General features: G+C 50.8%; 18 protein-coding genes and 1 tRNA gene. 13 read left to right on the top strand and 6 right to left on the bottom strand.

The features are described 5' to 3' along the window. Positions 1–22: 22 nt before the first annotated feature. The 3 genes from FDX01_RS22855 to FDX01_RS22865 all read right to left on the bottom strand — a co-directional run bounded on the left by FDX01_RS22855 (position 23) and on the right by FDX01_RS22865 (position 2,546). Positions 23–376, bottom strand: a complete 354-nt coding sequence (locus FDX01_RS22855; protein ID WP_042999161.1) for a DUF4156 domain-containing protein — start codon at positions 374–376, stop codon at positions 23–25. 186 nt (positions 377–562) lie between these two features. Beyond that, positions 563–2,209 (bottom strand): chaperonin GroEL, encoded by a 1,647-nt coding sequence (gene groL, locus FDX01_RS22860; protein ID WP_096758608.1) that lies wholly within the window; start codon positions 2,207–2,209, stop codon positions 563–565. A gap of 43 nt (positions 2,210–2,252) precedes the next feature. Next, positions 2,253–2,546: a co-chaperone GroES gene (locus FDX01_RS22865; RefSeq protein ID WP_000027827.1), complete on the bottom strand. Its 294-nt coding sequence runs from the start codon at positions 2,544–2,546 to the stop codon at positions 2,253–2,255. Between the two features lie 275 nt (positions 2,547–2,821). Between FDX01_RS22865 and yjeH the strand changes: the two genes are divergently transcribed. Continuing rightward, the gene (yjeH, locus tag FDX01_RS22870; protein ID WP_137400508.1) at positions 2,822–4,084 is read left to right on the top strand and encodes an L-methionine/branched-chain amino acid transporter; all 1,263 of its coding nucleotides are present in this window, start codon (positions 2,822–2,824) and stop codon (positions 4,082–4,084) included. A gap of 53 nt (positions 4,085–4,137) precedes the next feature. Here the strand turns inward: yjeH and FDX01_RS22875 are convergent, their stop codons facing one another. Beyond that, positions 4,138–4,617 carry an FxsA family protein gene (locus tag FDX01_RS22875; RefSeq protein WP_115259635.1) on the bottom strand — a complete coding sequence of 160 codons (480 nt, stop codon included), beginning with the start codon at positions 4,615–4,617 and terminating at the stop codon, positions 4,138–4,140. A gap of 339 nt (positions 4,618–4,956) precedes the next feature. Between FDX01_RS22875 and aspA the strand changes: the two genes are divergently transcribed. The 5 genes from aspA (at position 4,957) to FDX01_RS22900 (ending at position 10,581) form a co-directional block, all read left to right on the top strand. Next, complete coding sequence (gene aspA / locus FDX01_RS22880) at positions 4,957–6,393, top strand: aspartate ammonia-lyase (protein WP_096758611.1); 1,437 nt, start codon at positions 4,957–4,959, stop codon at positions 6,391–6,393. Positions 6,394–6,507: 114 nt separating this feature from the next. Beyond that, positions 6,508–7,809, top strand: a complete 1,302-nt coding sequence (gene dcuA / locus FDX01_RS22885; RefSeq protein WP_096758612.1) for an anaerobic C4-dicarboxylate transporter DcuA — start codon at positions 6,508–6,510, stop codon at positions 7,807–7,809. 128 nt (positions 7,810–7,937) lie between these two features. After that, positions 7,938–8,285 (top strand): divalent cation tolerance protein CutA, encoded by a 348-nt coding sequence (gene cutA / locus FDX01_RS22890; protein WP_096758613.1) that lies wholly within the window; start codon positions 7,938–7,940, stop codon positions 8,283–8,285. Further along, the gene (locus FDX01_RS22895; RefSeq protein ID WP_115259637.1) at positions 8,261–9,970 is read left to right on the top strand and encodes a protein-disulfide reductase DsbD; all 1,710 of its coding nucleotides are present in this window, start codon (positions 8,261–8,263) and stop codon (positions 9,968–9,970) included. Before cutA ends, FDX01_RS22895 begins: the two co-directional genes overlap by 25 nt. A gap of 35 nt (positions 9,971–10,005) precedes the next feature. Next, positions 10,006–10,581 (top strand): transcriptional regulator, encoded by a 576-nt coding sequence (locus FDX01_RS22900; protein WP_137400509.1) that lies wholly within the window; start codon positions 10,006–10,008, stop codon positions 10,579–10,581. Here the strand turns inward: FDX01_RS22900 and FDX01_RS22905 are convergent. Further along, positions 10,578–11,168 (bottom strand): LysE family translocator, encoded by a 591-nt coding sequence (locus FDX01_RS22905; RefSeq protein WP_115259639.1) that lies wholly within the window; start codon positions 11,166–11,168, stop codon positions 10,578–10,580. The genes FDX01_RS22900 and FDX01_RS22905 overlap by 4 nt on opposite strands. Positions 11,169–11,204: 36 nt before the next feature. Further along, positions 11,205–12,050, bottom strand: coding sequence for an AraC family transcriptional regulator (locus tag FDX01_RS22910; RefSeq protein WP_137400510.1), 846 nt, complete (start codon positions 12,048–12,050; stop codon positions 11,205–11,207). Between the two features lie 169 nt (positions 12,051–12,219). Here FDX01_RS22910 and FDX01_RS22915 point away from each other — a divergent pair. From FDX01_RS22915 to FDX01_RS22945, 7 genes are all read left to right on the top strand, one after another. Next, a tRNA-Phe gene (locus tag FDX01_RS22915) sits at positions 12,220–12,295 on the top strand. A 129-nt stretch (positions 12,296–12,424) separates the two neighbouring features. Next, positions 12,425–13,999 (top strand): site-specific integrase, encoded by a 1,575-nt coding sequence (locus FDX01_RS22920; protein WP_137400511.1) that lies wholly within the window; start codon positions 12,425–12,427, stop codon positions 13,997–13,999. A gap of 44 nt (positions 14,000–14,043) precedes the next feature. Continuing rightward, on the top strand, positions 14,044–14,979 hold the full coding sequence (locus FDX01_RS22925; RefSeq protein WP_137400512.1) for a hypothetical protein: 936 nt from the start codon (positions 14,044–14,046) through the stop codon (positions 14,977–14,979). 492 nt (positions 14,980–15,471) lie between these two features. Then, the gene (gene radC / locus FDX01_RS22930) at positions 15,472–15,906 is read left to right on the top strand and encodes a DNA repair protein RadC (RefSeq protein WP_023326532.1); all 435 of its coding nucleotides are present in this window, start codon (positions 15,472–15,474) and stop codon (positions 15,904–15,906) included. Positions 15,907–16,176: 270 nt separating this feature from the next. After that, the gene (locus FDX01_RS22935; protein WP_137400513.1) at positions 16,177–16,728 is read left to right on the top strand and encodes a recombinase family protein; all 552 of its coding nucleotides are present in this window, start codon (positions 16,177–16,179) and stop codon (positions 16,726–16,728) included. A 24-nt stretch (positions 16,729–16,752) separates the two neighbouring features. Next, positions 16,753–17,091 (top strand): hypothetical protein, encoded by a 339-nt coding sequence (locus tag FDX01_RS22940; protein ID WP_137400514.1) that lies wholly within the window; start codon positions 16,753–16,755, stop codon positions 17,089–17,091. Positions 17,092–17,353: 262 nt separating this feature from the next. Then, positions 17,354–18,424, top strand: coding sequence for a ParA family protein (locus FDX01_RS22945; protein ID WP_137400515.1), 1,071 nt, complete (start codon positions 17,354–17,356; stop codon positions 18,422–18,424). Positions 18,425–18,871 lie beyond the last annotated feature (447 nt).

Here is an 18,871-nt window from a genome sequence, read left to right on the forward strand (position 1 = left end):
CATCCGGCATCAACAGCGTTTATCAATTAGGGCACTTATAAACCTGACCAATCATCTCGCTGGCGGTTGGGACAAAACTCGACAACATACCTTGTGATGGGCTGCTTACACCATAAATCACATTACCGCCCATTGCCGCAGCCTGGTTACGCAGATCGTTCGCCGCGCCGCGCATAGAGCCGCCCTCTTCGCCGTGCTGACCAGAAAGCCAGTTGCTCTGCTTACCTGTTGCGGTACCAATCAGCTGGCACTCGGCACCTGGCTTCTCTTCAACGAAGCGTACGCTTTGTCCGGCTGAACTCAGTTCGTTGCTGGAGCTACAACCCGCCATCAGTAGCGCGGCACCAACGATCCCTGCTAAATATTTCACGTGCATGTTATTCCCCATAATCAATGCGCTGGACGTTTTGTCCGTAGCTGAATCATATACTAAAAAGATGACCAAAAGAAAAACCCCCGGACATTTCTGCCCGGGGGTTTCTCATTTTTCGCGAGATGCGTATTTAATCAAATAATTCAAGTTGCAGCCAACGAACCTGCGGCTTGAAGTATGAAGATTAAATTACATCATGCCGCCCATTCCGCCCATGCCGCCCATACCACCAGCAGCACCTAAGTCAGCGGAATCGCCTTTCGGCAGGTCGGTTACCATGCACTCGGTGGTGATCATCAGACCCGCAACAGAAGCCGCGTACTGCAGAGCAGAACGGGTTACTTTAGTCGGATCCAGGATACCCATGTCGATCATGTTGCCGTATTCTTCAGTTGCAGCGTTGTAACCGTAGTTACCGTCACCCGCTTTCACGGTGTTAGCGACAACAGACGGTTCTTCGCCGCAGTTCAGAACGATCTGACGCAGCGGGGATTCCATTGCGCGCAGCGCAACTTTGATACCCACGTTCTGGTCTTCGTTCTGACCACGCAGTTCGCTCAGTTTGGATGCTACGCGGATCAGCGCAACACCACCACCAGCAACCACGCCTTCTTCTACCGCAGCACGGGTCGCGTGCAGGGCATCTTCAACGCGTGCTTTCTTCTCTTTCATTTCAACTTCGGTAGCAGCACCCACTTTGATGACTGCAACGCCGCCTGCCAGTTTCGCTACGCGCTCCTGCAGTTTTTCACGGTCGTAGTCAGAAGTTGCTTCTTCGATCTGCTGGCGAATCTGGGTTACACGACCCTGGATTGCCGCTTCTTCGCCCACACCATCGATGATGGTGGTGGTGTCTTTGTTGATCACAACGCGTTTTGCCTGGCCCAGATCTTCCAGGGTCGCTTTTTCCAGCTCCATACCGATCTCTTCAGAGATAACGGTACCGCCGGTCAGGGTCGCGATATCCTGCAGCATAGCTTTACGGCGGTCGCCGAAGCCAGGTGCTTTAACCGCAGCCACTTTCACGATGCCACGCATGGTGTTAACGACCAGGGTAGCCAGCGCTTCGCCTTCAACATCTTCAGCAATGATCAGCAGCGGTTTGCCTGCTTTCGCAACGGCTTCCAGAACCGGCAGCATTTCGCGGATGTTGGAGATTTTCTTATCAGCCAGCAGGATGAACGGCGTTTCCAGTTCTACTGCGCCCGTTTCCGGCTTGTTGATGAAGTAAGGAGACAGGTAGCCACGGTCGAACTGCATACCTTCAACTACGTCCAGTTCGTCCTGCAGACCGGTACCGTCTTCAACGGTGATCACGCCTTCTTTACCGACTTTGTCCATCGCTTCAGCGATCAGTTTACCTACGGTTTCGTCGGAGTTAGCGGAGATGGTACCAACCTGAGCAATCGCTTTAGAGTCGGAGCACGGTACGGACAGGGCTTTCAGTTCTTCAACCGCAGCAGCGACAGCTTTGTCGATACCACGTTTCAGATCCATCGGGTTCATACCCGCAGCAACAGCCTTCAGGCCTTCAGTGATGATGGACTGAGCCAGTACGGTCGCAGTAGTCGTACCGTCACCTGCAGCGTCGTTCGCTTTAGAGGCAACTTCTTTCACCATCTGCGCGCCCATGTTTTCGAACTTGTCTTCCAGCTCGATTTCACGTGCTACGGAAACACCATCTTTAGTGATAGCTGGGGCACCGAAAGATTTATCCAGAACCACGTTACGGCCTTTCGGACCGAGGGTAACTTTTACTGCGTCTGCCAGTACGTTCACGCCGCGCAGCATTTTCACACGAGCGTCGTTACCGAATTTTACGTCTTTAGCTGCCATTTTCTCTTTCCCTTAAATTCGTATGTTCAGTGTCGTTCGCGGATTAAGCTTCAACAATCGCCAGGATGTCACTTTCAGACATGATCAACACTTCTTCATTGTCGATCTTCTCAGATTTAACACCGTAGCCATCGTTGAAAATGACGATATCGCCAACTTTCACGTCCAGCGGCTGTACGGTACCGTTGTCCAGGATGCGACCCTTACCGACAGCGATGATTTCGCCACGAGTTGATTTACCCGCTGCGGAACCGGTCAGTACGATGCCGCCAGCAGATTTGGATTCAACTTCTTTACGTTTGACGATCACACGATCATGTAACGGACGAATACTCATTGATAGCTCTCCTTTGAGAAAGTCTTTATCAGTTATGGGTGGCGCCGGCCCGTGAACGGTTTACCGGCTAGTGACCAGAGAGATGGGGATGGGGTTTTCTCCCTTCAAGGGGGCAAGCGAAAAATTTTTTTTATCAGGAGAAAATCCCGCCAAAACACCGACACACCTCACATTTAATACCGATTTCAGTCACGTCGTCATAAGCAAATCCGATTGTGATACCATCGAAAATCTGCGCTGTAGCCTATTTAACGGGCATAATCGGATAACAATTTATGAGTGGACTGAAGCAAGAGCTGGGGCTGGCTCAGGGCATTGGCCTGTTGTCGACATCATTGTTAGGGACAGGCGTTTTTGCTGTTCCCGCATTGGCTGCCCTGGTGGCGGGTAACAATAGCCTGTGGGCCTGGCCGGTCCTCATTCTTCTAGTCTTCCCCGTAGCGATTGTCTTTGCCGTGCTCGGTCGCCATTACCCCAGCGCCGGCGGTGTGGCACATTTTGTCGCCATGGCCTTTGGCTCTCACCTGGAGCGTGTTACCGGCTGGCTGTTTTTATCGGTGATTCCGGTCGGGCTGCCAGCGGCATTGCACATTGCCGCCGGATTCGGTCAAGCCATGTTTGGCTGGCATGGCTGGCAGCTTTTGTTGGCAGAACTCGGTACGCTGGCGTTGGTTTGGTATGTGGGTTCCCGCGGTGCCAGCTCCAGTGCAAACCTGCAAACGGTTATCGCCGGGCTGATTGTTGCCCTGATCGTTGGCATCTGGTGGGCGGGTGAACTTAAACCCGGCGAAATCCCCTTTCCTACCATTACCGATATTGAACTGCCTGGGCTATTCGCGGCGCTGTCGGTGATGTTCTGGTGTTTTGTTGGTCTTGAAGCATTCGCACACCTGGCCTCGGAGTTCAAAAAACCGGAGCGAGACTTTCCCCGTGCACTGATGATCGGCCTGCTACTGGCCGGTTCAGTCTACTGGGCATGTACGGTCGTGGTACTACATTTTGGCGCCTATGGTGAGCAAATGGCTGCGGCAGCATCGCTACCTAATATTGTCGTGCAACTGTTTGGCGTACAAGCTCTGTGGGTAGCCTGCATCATTGGTTATCTGGCCTGCTTTGCCAGCCTGAACATTTATATTCAGAGTTTCTCCCGCCTGGTGTGGTCGCAAGCGCAATATAAGCCGGAGAGTTACCTGGCTCGCTTGTCCCCTCGCCATCTTCCGCGCAATGCTTTGAACGCGGTGTTAGCTTGCTGCGTGGTCAGCACATTGTGCATCTATATACTGCAAATCAACCTTGATGCATTAATCATCTATGCCAACGGCATCTTTATTATGATTTATCTGCTGTGCATGCTGGCAGGGTGCCGACTGCTAAAAGGACATTATCGTGCGCTGGCGGTGATTGGCTGTCTGTTGTGTCTGTTGCTGCTGGCAATGGTTGGCTGGAAGAGTCTGTATGCACTGGTTATGCTGGCAGGACTGTGGTTGTTTTTACCCCGCAGGCCGGATAAGGCCGTTACACCGCAATCCGGCAAGTAAAGCCTCGTTGCCGGATGATGCCGCTCACACGGCGTATCCGGCCTACAACGTCATCAATCCCGACGGTCGTCGTCTTTATGATCAAGGCGGTTGCGCTCATCATCTTTACGCTGGAACTCGCCGTCAAAGGTCTCGCCCCCACCAGTTCCTGCACTAAAGCCGCCCCCCGGCATACGAGAAAAGCGCAGGTGCGGCAGCAGCTTCATGGTCAGATGCTTCTGCACCGGAGGTAATAAAAGAAGAAGACCAAGGAAATCTGTGAAGAAGCCCGGCAGCACCAGCAGCAAACCAGCAATAATCAGCGACACGCTCTTGATCATTTCTTCAGCAGGACTTTCACCCGCCGCCATTTTTTGTTGCATCAACAAAAAGTTCTTAAACCCTTGGTTACGAACCAGAGACATACCGATAACCGAGGTAAAAATGACCAAAATCAGCGTCATCAGAACACCCATAACATGGGCAACCTGAATGAAAATAGATATCTCTATGTAAACATAGAGAAAAATGGCAAGTAATGGTATCCAGCGCAAAGGACTCTCCTGTAAATAACAGCCGTTTTCGCCACGTCTGTCCGAATGGTTATGTGACTCGCATCGGAAAGATGTGGGGGGAATTAGCAAAATTTCAAGCGGGTTCTACACTTATTTTTGGTATTAATCCTAAAGGGGTGATCCATTTCACAGAATAATAATTAAGGGGTAATTTCCGCGTTTTAAGTGATCCAGATTACGGTAGAAATCCTGAACCAGCATATGATCTCGGGTATCAGACCGATGCAGGGGATAATCGTCGGTCGAGAAACAATCGAAATCACATATATCCTGTGTGTTTAGTAAAAAATCATTGGCAGCTTGAAAAAGAAGGTTCACATGTTAAACAACATTCGTATCGAAGAAGACTTGTTGGGTACCAGGGAAGTTCCAGCGGACGCCTACTACGGTGTTCATACTCTGAGAGCGATTGAAAACTTCTACATTAGCAACAACAAAATCAGCGATATCCCTGAATTTGTTCGCGGTATGGTAATGGTGAAAAAGGCAGCGGCCCTGGCCAACAAAGAGCTGCAAACCATTCCTAAGAGTGTGGCAAATGCCATCATCGCAGCATGTGATGAAGTTCTGAATAACGGAAAATGCATGGATCAGTTCCCGGTAGATGTTTACCAGGGTGGTGCGGGTACCTCCGTCAACATGAACACCAACGAAGTGCTGGCCAATATCGGTCTGGAACTGATGGGTCACCAGAAAGGTGAATATCAGTACCTGAATCCGAACGACCACGTGAACAAATGTCAGTCTACCAACGACGCTTATCCGACCGGCTTCCGTATCGCTGTTTACGCATCCATCATCAAACTGATTGATGCCCTTAACCAACTGCGTGAAGGCTTCGAACAAAAAGCTGTTGAATTCCAGGACATCCTGAAAATGGGTCGTACCCAGCTGCAGGATGCTGTACCGATGACTCTCGGTCAGGAATTCCGTGCTTTCAGCGTTCTGTTGAAAGAAGAAGTGAAGAACATTGGCCGTACTGCTGAGCTGCTGCTGGAAGTTAACCTCGGCGCAACCGCAATCGGTACAGGTCTGAACACCCCGAAAGAGTACTCTCCGCTGGCTGTACAGAAACTGGCTGAAGTGACTGGTTTTGCCTGTGTTCCAGCTGAAGACCTGATTGAAGCAACGTCCGACTGTGGCGCATACGTTATGGTGCACAGCGCACTGAAACGTCTGGCTGTTAAGATGTCCAAAATCTGTAACGACCTGCGTTTGCTCTCCTCTGGCCCACGTGCCGGCCTGAACGAGATCAACCTGCCGGAACTGCAGGCGGGCTCTTCCATCATGCCAGCAAAAGTAAACCCGGTTATCCCGGAAGTCGTCAACCAGGTGTGCTTTAAAGTCATCGGTAACGACATCACCGTCACCATGGCGTCTGAAGCAGGTCAGCTGCAGTTGAACGTTATGGAACCGGTTATTGGCCAGGCGATGTTTGAATCTATCCACATCCTGAGCAACGCTTGCTATAACCTGCTGGAAAAATGCGTTAGCGGCATTACGGCTAACAAAGAAGTGTGTGAAGCATTCGTGTATAACTCTATCGGTATCGTGACCTATCTGAACCCGTTCATCGGTCACCACAACGGCGATATCGTCGGTAAAATCTGTGCCGAAACCGGTAAGAGCGTGCGTGAAGTTGTCCTTGAACGTGGCCTGCTGACCGAAGCTGAGCTGGACGATATCTTCTCTGCTCAGAACCTGATGCACCCTGCTTATAAAGCAAAACGTTATACTGATGAAAGCGAACAGTAATCGTGTAGGGTAGTACCAGAGAAGGCACGTCAGATGACGTGCCTTTTTTCTTGCACGAAGTTACTTAAAAACAACAATTTAATATCAACTTGTTAAACAACAAGGAAGGCTAATATGATAGTTTTAGAACTTATCATCGTTTTGCTGGCAATCTTTTTAGGTGCCAGACTTGGGGGTATCGGTATTGGATTTGCAGGTGGGCTGGGTGTTCTGGTTCTCGCCGCTATTGGCGTAAAACCGGGTAACATTCCGTTCGATGTTATTTCCATTATCATGGCGGTCATCGCTGCCATTTCTGCTATGCAGATTGCAGGTGGTCTGGACTATTTGGTTCACCAAACTGAAAAACTGCTGCGTAAGAACCCAAAATACATCACGATCCTTGCACCGATTGTGACCTATTTCCTGACCATCTTTGCAGGTACAGGCAACATCTCTCTGGCAACGCTGCCGGTTATCGCTGAAGTAGCGAAGGAACAAGGCATCAAACCTTGCCGTCCGCTGTCTACTGCAGTGGTTTCTGCACAGATTGCGATTACTGCGTCGCCAATCTCCGCAGCTGTGGTGTACATGTCTTCCGTCATGGAAGGTCATGGCATCAGCTACATCCACCTGCTGTCCGTGGTCATTCCGTCCACGCTGCTGGCGGTACTGGTGATGTCCTTCCTGGTCACTATGCTGTTCAACTCCAAGCTGTCTGACGATCCGGTTTACCGTAAACGTCTGGAAGAAGGCCTGGTCGAACTGCGCGGTGAAAGACAAGTTGAAATCAAAGCGGGCGCAAAAACCTCCGTATGGTTGTTCCTGCTGGGCGTAGTTTGCGTGGTGGCTTACGCCATTATCAACAGCCCAAGCCTCGGTCTGGTCGCTAAACCGCTGATGAACACCACCAACGCCATCTTGATCATCATGCTGAGCATCGCGACGCTGACCACGATCATCTGCCGCGTTGAAACGGACTCTATCCTGAACTCCAGCACCTTCAAAGCCGGTATGAGCGCCTGTATTTGTATCCTGGGCGTTGCATGGCTGGGTGATACTTTCGTCTCTCATAACATTGACTGGATCAAAGAGACTGCAGGTAGCGTCATTCAGGGTCATCCGTGGCTGCTGGCTGTCATCTTCTTCTTTGCTTCTGCACTGCTGTACTCTCAGGCAGCAACGGCAAAAGCTCTGATGCCGATGGCTCTGGCACTGAACGTTTCTCCGTTGACCGCTGTCGCATCCTTCGCGGCTGTTTCTGGCCTGTTCATTCTGCCAACTTACCCAACGCTGGTTGCGGCGGTTCAGATGGATGACACCGGGACAACCCGCATCGGTAAATTCGTCTTTAACCATCCGTTCTTCATCCCGGGTACGCTGGGTGTGGTACTGGCTGTCTGCTTCGGCTTCCTGCTGGGCAGCTTCATGCTGTAAGTTTTACCTGCAGGGCGCCTGTGCGCCCTGCAGTTCCTCTCTCCCGTCTCGCTTTGACTAACATCCTTCTTCCGTCCGTTGTATAGTGACTCCTCTCTTGCTGGTTACTCTGTGCTTTCGAGGTGTTTATGCTTGATGTAAAGAATCAGGATATCTCCATCCCCGATACCGTTGTCGTGCTCTGTACCGCCCCGGATGAAGCAACCGCTCAGGATCTGGCCGCTAAAGTGCTGGCGGAAAAACTGGCCGCCTGCGTCACACTGCTGCCCGGCGCTACCTCCCTCTATTATTGGGAAGGCAAGCTGGAGCAGGAATATGAAGTCCAGATGATCTTAAAAACCGCAGTTTCACACCAGCAAGCACTTCTCGATTGCCTGAAGTCACATCACCCGTACCAAACACCTGAACTTCTGGTTTTACCCGTCACTCACGGAGATTTTGATTACCGCTCATGGCTCAACGCATCCTTACGCTGATCCTGCTGCTCTGCAGCACATCAACTTTTGCTGGCTTATTTGACGCACCAGGTCGCTCGCAGTTTGTCCCGGCCGACCAGGCATTTGTGTTCGATTTTCAGCAAAACCAACACGATCTGAACCTCTCCTGGCAGGTCAAAGACGGCTATTATCTTTATCGTAAACAGATAAGCATAACCCCATCTCAGGCCGAGACTGCCGAGGTAAAATTGCCGCCCGGGGTCTGGCATGAAGATGAGTTTTACGGCAAAAGTGAAATTTATCGTCAGCAGTTGACTATCCCTGTCACCGTCAAGCAGGCTGCTGCGGGTGCGACGCTAACGGTTACCTACCAGGGCTGTGCCGACGCCGGGTTCTGTTATCCGCCTGAGACAAAAACCGTGCCGTTACGTGAAGTGGCGGCCAGTGCAGAAGCACCACCGACGACCTCTTCAGCAACGGTATCGCCAGAAGAACAACCACAACCCACGACCCAACTGCCGTTCTCCGCATTGTGGGCACTGCTGATCGGGATTGGCATTGCCTTTACACCTTGCGTCCTGCCGATGTACCCGCTGATTTCCGGTATCGTTCTAGGTGGAAAACAGCGCTTATCAACCGGACGCGCACTGCTGCTGACCTTTATCTATGTCCAGGGAATGGCGCTCACCTACACCGCTCTGGGTCTGGTGGTTGCCGCTGCGGGGTTACAATTCCAGGCGGCGCTACAGCATCCTTATGTCCTGGTTGGCCTTGCTATCGCCTTTACGCTGCTGGCTTTATCGATGTTTGGCCTGTTCACGCTACAGCTGCCTTCATCACTGCAAACACGCCTCACGTTAATGAGTAACCGTCAGCAAGGTGGCTCTCCCGGCAGCGTATTTACAATGGGGGCGATTGCCGGTCTGATCTGTTCGCCTTGCACCACCGCTCCACTGAGCGCAATTCTGCTGTATATCGCTCAGAGTGGAAACATGTGGCTAGGCGGTGGCACGCTGTATCTGTACGCGCTGGGAATGGGACTGCCCCTGATGCTCATTACCGTCTTTGGTAACCGTCTGCTACCGAAAAGCGGCCCGTGGATGGAGCATGTCAAAACCGCCTTTGGTTTTGTCATCCTGGCGCTTCCCGTATTTTTACTGGAACGTATTATCGGTGACGAGTGGGGGATCCGCTTGTGGTCGTTACTCGGCGTCGCGTTCTTTAGCTGGGCCTTCATTACCAGTCTGCAAGCCAAACGCCCATGGATGCGCCTTGTGCAAATAGCCCTGCTCGCCGCCGCTCTGGTGAGCGTACGTCCCTTGCAGGACTGGGCATACGGTACGCCGCATGCACAAACGCAGGCACATCTGAACTTCAAACCCATCGCGACGGTCGATGCGTTAAATCAGGCGCTGGCAGAGGCAAAAGGTAAGCCGGTGATGCTGGATCTGTATGCCGACTGGTGCGTAGCCTGCAAAGAATTTGAGAAATACACCTTCAGCGATCCGCTGGTTCAACAGGCATTAAGCAACACGGTATTACTGCAGGCGGACGTCACGGCAAATAATGCCCAGGATGTCGCACTGCTGAAGCATCTGCAGGTTTTAGGGCTGCCAACCATTTTGTTTTTTGATGCTCAGGGTAAAGAGCAGCCAAACGCGCGGGTAACAGGCTTTATGGATGCCGCAACATTTAGCGCACATTTGCACGATCGCCAACCGTGAGCGACACTTGCAAAAGGAAAACGGAGGAGAATACCGTGCAACGTGAAGATGTCCTGGGAGAAGCCCTGAAATTACTTGAGGTGCAAGGGATAGCCAATACCACGCTGGAAATGGTGGCCGACCATATTGATTATCCGCTTGATGAGCTGCAGCGCTTCTGGCCCGATAAAGAGGCCATCTTGTACGATGCCCTGCGGTACCTTAGCCAGCGGGTAGATATCTGGCGGCGTCAGCTTATGCTTGATGACACCCTGAGCGCTGAGCAGAAGTTACTGGCTCGCTATAACGCCCTGGCCGAATGCGTGAGCAACAATCGTTACCCCGGCTGCCTGTTCATCGCCGCCTGTACCTTCTACCCTGACCCTGGCCACCCTATCCATCAACTTGCGGATCAACAAAAAAAGGCGGCCCATGATTTTACCCATGAACTGCTGACGACGCTGGAAGTTGACGACCCGGCGATGGTCGCCAAACAGATGGAACTGGTGCTTGAAGGTTGCCTGAGCCGCATGCTGGTCAATCGTAGCCAGGCCGACGTGGAAACGGCACACCGGCTGGCGGAAGACATCCTGCGCTTCGCTCAATGTCGTATGGGCGGTGCGCTGACCTAAGCAAACATCCCCGCCCATGCGGAGATAAGCAGACACAGCGCCATCACCCGTTGAAAACGCACCATCGCCGTGGTGGTGCGAAACACCCTGTTTACCGCCTTACCCAGCCACGCCCAGCACAACAAGCACGCCACAGATATCAGTAAGAACCACAGCGCCATTAGCGCGACATCCCGCAGCATATGCTCACCCGTAGGGGCAAACAGACTCACCACCGCCAGCGCCATCATCCACGTTTTGGGATTGATAATCTGCAACAGTGCCGCTGCTTTGGCAGTAAAGCGATGGCGTGTTTGCCCAGCAATATTCGTTGCCGGAGCACAAAACAGCTGCCAGCTCATCCATGTCAGCCACAGTACACCCGCCCAGCTCATCACCTGGCGTACCAGCGGATACTGGCGCAGCAGTTCACCTGCACCGGCTCCAGATATCAGCACAATGGCGCTGGCGGCCACACAGCCGCTGACAAGCGCAGGCAGTGTGGCTCTCACGCCATAATGCTGACTGCTGGTCAACACAAGAATATTGGTGGGGCCTGGCGTTATCGAAGCAACAAAAGCAAACAGCAAGTACGGCATAATATTCACAGGTGACTCCTTATTATTGGAGTCCTGACTGTGCCGTTATTTATTGGAAACGTCTGGAAGGTTTGTGCACAACTTACGGTAATGTGCAGGCGTAATCCTGTACGCCCGCTGGAACCAGCGCCCAAGATGACTTTGATCGGCAAAGCCCAGCGTTGTCGCCACAGCGACGGGCTGTTCCCCTCGCGCCAGGAGCTGACGTGCTTTTGCCAGCCGCAACTGGATAAGCCAGGCATGCGGTGCCATATGGAATTCTCGCTTGAAACTGCGGGTCAGGGTAAAGCGGTCTGTCCCTGTCTCCCGTGCCAGATCGGAAAGGCCGATATTGTCGCCCATATGCGCATGCATATAGTCCCGCGCTCGATGCGCCATTGCACAACCCTGTATTTGTGATGGCAGACGCTTACGCCACCGACAATGTGCCGTGAGCTGAGTCAACAAATTATCCATATTGCTTTGCTGCACGATACGCATTTCATCGGTATGCAGTGAACCAAATGTCTCACCAATCGCCCGAACCAGATGCGGCTCACGGGTCAGCGTTTGGTTAAAGTGCAGTGAATAGCTACCCGGAGTAGCCTCGTACAACCCATGTAACGTGTGGGTCAGCCACTGTTCATCAAGGTAAAAGGTCAGATAGGTAAAACCGCCTGCAACCGGGGCATCACCATCATGGATTTCACCCGGTTCTAGCAGAAACGCATCACCCGGCTGGCTGTGATGACGCTCCCGGCGACAGTGAAACTGCTGGGTACCGGAAAGGGTGATCCCCACCAGATAGCTGTCATGCCAGTGCGGGTCAAAGGCATGGCCTTCAAAGTGCGCCTTAATAGTCTCAATACCGGTATCGGCATGCTGTCGTAGTTCAAGCCAGTCGTTTGCCATACTGCCCTCCTCTCGCTGCCAGCATTGCCTGGTTAAATCACACCTGTCTGGAAGATTTGTGCAAACGTCAGGCATAAACGTACAGACTGCCGTAATATTAAGCGGTTGAACAGCTTTTCACGATATTTGATTGACTGCCAGGCGTGAATGCGGTTTAATGCGCCCCGTTGCCCGGATAGCTCAGTCGGTAGAGCAGGGGATTGAAAATCCCCGTGTCCTTGGTTCGATTCCGAGTCCGGGCACCACTCATTTATAACCCTCGCTTCGGCGGGGGTTTTTGCTTTCTGAGTCAACAACTTGTTGGTTTATCGGTAGTTACCTCTTTTTAATTTCCTCCGGCCCCGCTTCCCGGTGGTACAGAAAGGTGGTACAAAATGGGCATTATGATAAAGCCTACCAAAGACCGAAATGGCACCTATTACATCCGTAAAGCGGTTCCACAGGAGCTACGTCCAACTATTGGCAAAGGTGAACTAAAGCTTTCCCTTAAGACGAAAGACCTCGGACAAGCCAAGCTCAAAGCCCCTGCCGCTCTGGCAGAAATCAACTCTATCATCCAGAACGCCAAAGCAGAGCGCTCCGTAACGCAGGACGATACAGAGGTGATCGCTTCGGTATGGATGACCAGAATCCTCCAGCAGCCAGAAACCATCAAAGCACGTTATGTACGGCAATACGATTATGGTTATGGCCTGACCGCAGATAACGTGCAATTAAGCGAATGTCTGCGTAAGGGAGAGCAGGCAGACGAGGCAGATTTGCAGCTTGTCACCCAACTTATGCAGCCTGAACTCGAAGAGGCTCTTCGGTGGACGCCAGCAGTACTGACGCCCGCATGGAGACAAAAGCTCGCATGGCGTCTGGCGGAGTACAGGCTCAGTACGGCAGAAATGTATATTATTGATGAACTACCTGTCTACACCGCCATCAACGCCACGCAACAAAAGAAAAGCATGACTTTCGCCAGTCTTTTCGAGCATTACAAAGCACATATCCGGCTAACCGACAAGGACAGAGCTGAGTCACGTATACGGGATTACACACCATCGGCTAACCGATTCATCAAATTCATCGGTGATAAACCCATCCGGGACATCTCGAAGAGTGACCTCGCGGCGTTCCGTACGCTCCTGGAGCTGACCCCGGCTAACCGCAGTAAGGCCGTCAACTTGCTGTCGCTGGAGAATCAGGCCAAAGCTCAGGGCAAGAAACTCAGCGCCAACACCGTGCGAAACAACTTCATGCATCTCTCGGCCATGTTCACTGTTGCACTCCAAGACGATCTCGTGGATGAACATCCCTTCGATAGTTTCAAAATGCGTAAAAAAGTGCAGACGATCAATGAGGATATCCCGTTCACCGACGACGAAATCAGGGTGATGTTCCGGCTACCACTGTTCCACGGGGAGCAATCTCTCTATGGTGAAATGGCCTACTGGATGCCGATAATCCTTTACTATACCGGTGCTCGCGTTGAGGAAATCGGACAGCTACGCAGGGCCGATATCGTGGATGCTTTCGGTGTTCCCTGCTTCAAAATCCAGATGGGGAAAGAGCAATCAGTCAAAACGGCTGGCTCCGTGCGTTACGTCCCGATACACAGCCATATAATGGAGCTGGGTTTTATGGATTTCGTCAATACCAGAGAAGGCCAGCTCTTTGCTGAGAAATCTGTCGTTAACGATAAATACGCCTACAACTATGGCCGCTGGTGGGGCCGGTTGATCCGTAAGCACGGCATCCGTAAGGAAGTTAAACCCTCCCACAGCTTCCGACACTATTTCATTACGCAATGCCGTGCTCTGGACGTCCGCGAAGACACGCAGAACAACATTCTCGGACATGTTCCCGGCTCCGTTCCACGGCGTTATGGCAGCTATCTGATTGAAACAAGCCGGGTGCTCATTGAGAGGATCCCCAGACTGGAGCTAAAGCGGCTGGAAAACTGACTTTCAGCGGTATAAGGCACAGTAACTAACTGGAGATTATCAATATGTTAAGAATTCCTGACTCAGACTGGCGGACCGTAGACGGGGGCCCCCAAATTTCTGTTGCTTTCTTGCGGAAAGTGACGCCTCAGGCAGCCAGATTTACTCAATGGGTACAGCGGACACATGCCAGATTGCTCAAGGCTCCCGAGGATGTCCTGTCGTGCTGCACATCCGGCCTTATTGATGGTGAAATTCCCGACAAAAACGGCTGGCTTTCCGCTGGAGATGCCCTTGCAATGCTGACTTACAGCGTTCATCCCAGCCAGAACGTGCCTCTCATTGATGCGATTGAGCAAAAATCAGGTCTGACACTGCCAGTGAGGCCCGGTGAAAGCCGTCTTGAGGGGCAATTTGCTGTCAAATTACGCGATTTGATAGTCGAACTAAAGGAACAGCCGCATTTCGTCCACTATGAGCTTATACAGCAAAAGCAAATTGACCGTTATCGGGTGGATTTCTTCCTCACCGAGCAGTGGTACACCGATATGGCAAAAGGAAAAACCGCTAAACGCCAGTTCATTATTGAATTTGACGAGGAAGCCCACCGGACGACGCGTTATCAGCTCAATGATAAACGGCGGGATCGGTGGCTGCGGAAAAATCTACCCGACGTAAAGCTAATCAGGGTCAGACACGAAGAGATGGAAGTATGGCTGGAGGCTGTCCGCCAACTAAAGCGCTTCGTCAGTATTGAGGATTGCTATGCTCACTGCCTGCGAATGGCCTGTATCAGCCTTTCTAAATCAACGTTAAAGATAAGTAGCAAGTCGGCCCAAAAGGCCTATGACGCGGCCCATAACGAATGCAGTTTCCTGCTGAAAAGTCCAAAGCAGCCCCTCAGTGAAATGGGTAAACTGCTAGACAGGCTGGAGATCCCCTTTGATATATGCCGTGACAGATGCTTCCAGCGTGCAAAATTGAGGTCATACGGCATATAAACAGAAAAGTTGCTTAAAAGTTACATCAAAAGCCTAAGGGATTAGGCTTTTCCCCCTGCCCAAACGTTGTAACCTTTGTAACCTAACCCCAAGACACTTATATAGGTTTATAGGGTTTTATCATTTTTTATTACTCAAATTCATCTTACTCATAGCATCCTACAGATAATTATCCTTAAGCTATCAATACAAACTCGCATTTCCCAAAAGTGCAAAGTTTCCGTCATATCCATACATCGAACTGAGCGACAGCTTAATGATTTTGCTGCCTCCACTCCCCCAAAAGTTCTTTTCACGTCAGAAGCCACCAGACGCCCTGTAGGCCTCTCCCGACCTTTCTGCACTTAAGGGCATGAATCACTCCTAAACGCAGCTCACGGGCCCGTATAGATCGTCTGGCAGGCATCCAAAGCCGCTCGTCCAAGCCGCCTTTCCAAGATTCCCCGCTCCACAGGTACAAGAAATATGCAGATCACCACAGGAGGCTGAATCATGCATGATGAAATCATTAATCAGGCCCGCGAAATCCTCACTCAACGGCTCTACCGTACCGACACACTGGCATCACCGCAGGACACCGCGAGCTATCTGGCTTTACAGCTTGGCGACCGGGAGCAGGAAGTGTTCAGCGTGATATTCCTCGACAACCGGAATCACGTCCTGAACTATCAGGAAATGTTCCACGGCAGCATAGCGACAACACCAGTCTATCCCCGCGAGATTGCCCGGCAGGCGCTTAAGCTCAACGCCGCAGCTGTTATCTGTTCCCATAATCACCCATCTGGCAACGCCGAGCCATCCGTTCAGGATAAAGCGATAACGCTCAATATTCAGAAAGTTATGGAGCTAATCGAAGTCCGACTGGTAGATCACATCGTCGTGGGCGGTGGTCAAACAGTTTCATTCGCAGAAAGAGGCTGGCTATGAACTGGAAATCCTTGCTTGTTGAAGCCCTGATAATGGCCCTGACGACCTTTGCAACAGTCTTCTTCCGGGGAATGGCAGCAGGCTACGCCTCAGAAGAAGATTTCCTCTAATCCCCTACTACCGCTAGACCCATACCAATAGCCCATGCCCTAAAGATCTGCCGCTGACACAACGATGGAATGCCCGTTAAGGCCATGCCACAGGGTTGTTTTGGCGTTTTGGCAGGTCTTTGCATCGTAGCATGGTCTATTGGCAGGGTAAGGAGTCCGCATGGCAACAGTCGGCTACGCCCGCGTGTCCACCACCGGGCAAAGTCTGGATACACAGCTCGAAGCCTTGGCCGGTTGCGAGAAGATATTCAGGGAAAAAATCAGTGGGGCGAAAGATGACCGCCCAGAGCTACAGGCAATGCTCGAATTTGTTCGTGAAGGTGACACAGTACAGGTAACGAAACTGGACCGTCTCGCACGCAACACCCGCCATTTGTTGGAGATATCGGAATACCTTCAAGGTAAAGGCGTGGCGTTGAATATTCTCAACATTGGCATCAATACGGCCACACCAACCGGAAAGCTCATGCTGACCATGATTGGGGCTATTGCTACATTCGAACGTGAAATGATGCTGGAGCGTCAGGCCGAGGGAATAGCACTGGCGAAACTCAAAGGAAAGTACAAAGGCAGAAAGGCTACGGCTCGCAGCAAATCTCAGGAAGTTATCGAGATGCTAGGCCAAGGATTGAGCAAACCCGAAATATCCCGCCAGTTAGGGATCGGCATCACCAGCATTTACCGGATTGTGCGTAATCAATCTGACAACTAAACAGCAATCAAAAGGATTTATCTAATGAGAAAAACAATCGGCTTAATCGCCATACTGCTCGCAAGCATCTCCACCACAGCAACAGCCGCCGACAACGTATATGTAAAGCTCTCATGCGAAAACAACACCACTGTGGACATCACGCTCAAGCAACAGGAACAAGTTGGTTGGGCCGACTTGTCTACCCCAAACGGAACGCGAAGGGCTAAGTTCTTCATGGGGGCTGAGGATAATGAGGGCGTGAACAGCCTGACATTCTCCAGTCTGGGCATTGCATTTAACGTTGACTACACAGCTGATAAAAAATTCACGCTCAAAATGATAAGCGGCGGGAGCGGTGAGTATTCCTGCAAAGTGATGTAATTCACTGAATAATAGCTAAATTCCCTTCCTCTTTGTTTGCAACAGAATGTCAAAGAGGAAGGCGAAATATTATTAATAATTTCATAGAATTAACTTCATTCAATCAGCCTAGAGAGCAAACTAGCAAAATACTAAGAGACTAGTATCAATTATCGTGATCTAGGCATGAGAAATGTGATATCTCCTTTTTATGCCCCCATTCCGAGAAATGCTTATGCTAAAGTACTCCGCTAAACGATAAAATCAGGGGCAACAGTAAGTTATGGTTACTTTATCTCTTTTTAATAACAAAGGCGGAGTAGGAAAAACAACTCTGACTTGGAACCTAAGCGTTGCTTTAGCAGCCAAGGGTAAATCCGTTTTACTGATCGATTTCGATCCTCAGTGCAACCTTTCAATTGCTACGCTAGGTGATACAAACTTTGCCAGACTGTTACAAACTAATGCCAAAAAGCCTTTTGGACAAACCATCAGGGCTTTTGGCCAACCATATATTCAACAAAACAGGCCGCCAGAAGTAATCATTAATCATCCGAAACATCGAATGCCTCAGCAGGCCGGTCACCTAGACATCGTTGCGGGTGACTTCTGGCTTAACAACCTTTCAGATACGCTCAACGTTGGTACAGACTTAATCGCTGGTACAAGCATTTATCGTTTCCTGATGCCTCATTTGATTTCTGAGGCTGCGTCACAAGCTACCGGGATTGATTACGATTACGTATTGATTGACCTTCCACCTTCATTCAACACGTTAGTTCGCTCTGCCTTGTACTGCTCCGATTACTTCATTGTTCCGTGCACAGCAGATATGTTCTCAGCCTACTGCATTGGTTTGATTGGCGAAATGCTGCCAAAATTTGCTACTGACTGGCAACAAGGGGTGGCACGATACCTCGCAAGTAATACTCATGATGCCGTTTTATCCACAAAAGGCCAGCCAAAATTTGCCGGGTGGGTTTTCAACGGATTTGATATGAGAAAAAAACAAGGGGCATTGGTCGCGACAGAAGTAGGGGCCGATCTTGCACACAGAAACGTAATTAGTGCAGCAGTCCAAAACTCACTAATCCCGAGTTTAGGAACTATAAAGTCTTACAATGCAGTACCAGCTTTTGTAACCCCAGACCCTGTAGCAAAAGTAGAGGATCTGAACGTTATGGCACCGGACAGCATCATCCAAAGCGTACCGCTTAAGTATCTCCAAAGTGTACGTCCTACCAGACAAGTCTTGGTCCGCGGGCAGTGGGCGCCAAACCAAGTCGATTTGATGGACAAAATGGATGCTGAACATGACAAACTGGCGGACCACGTTATCAATAATTGTATCTGATACAACGATTGATTAATGGTACAAACTAGTGGTACATTCGGAATCGAAGCGTAAAGGTAACTTACTGTTATTCGGTGATTTCGTTATTGCAGAAACGAATCCTTGGTTCGATTCCGAGTCCAGCACCACTCTTTAGAAGAAGCAGCCTACGGGCTGGTTTTTTGCTATTTTATTTCCCAAGGCCTTTCAGCCAATCCCAAGCCATCTCCTTATCAATTACCCGCAACCGTCGCTGCTACCCCCCCATAAATTAATGGGCAGTTAGATTTTATAATTAAAGAAGAATGCTTTGTCGTTTACGGGCAGGATAAAGGACATTTTACGCGGACAGAAGAGAGGTTTTGCTGGGCAGATAAGGCGCTGACGCGGCTATCCATCTGCTTTCACATACAACAGACGCAAAAAGCCCATCTGTCAGGATGGGCTTCTTCACTTGTTTGATGCCTG

Source organism: Citrobacter sp. wls613 (assembly GCF_005281195.1).
Lineage (GTDB): Bacteria > Pseudomonadota > Gammaproteobacteria > Enterobacterales > Enterobacteriaceae > Citrobacter > Citrobacter gillenii.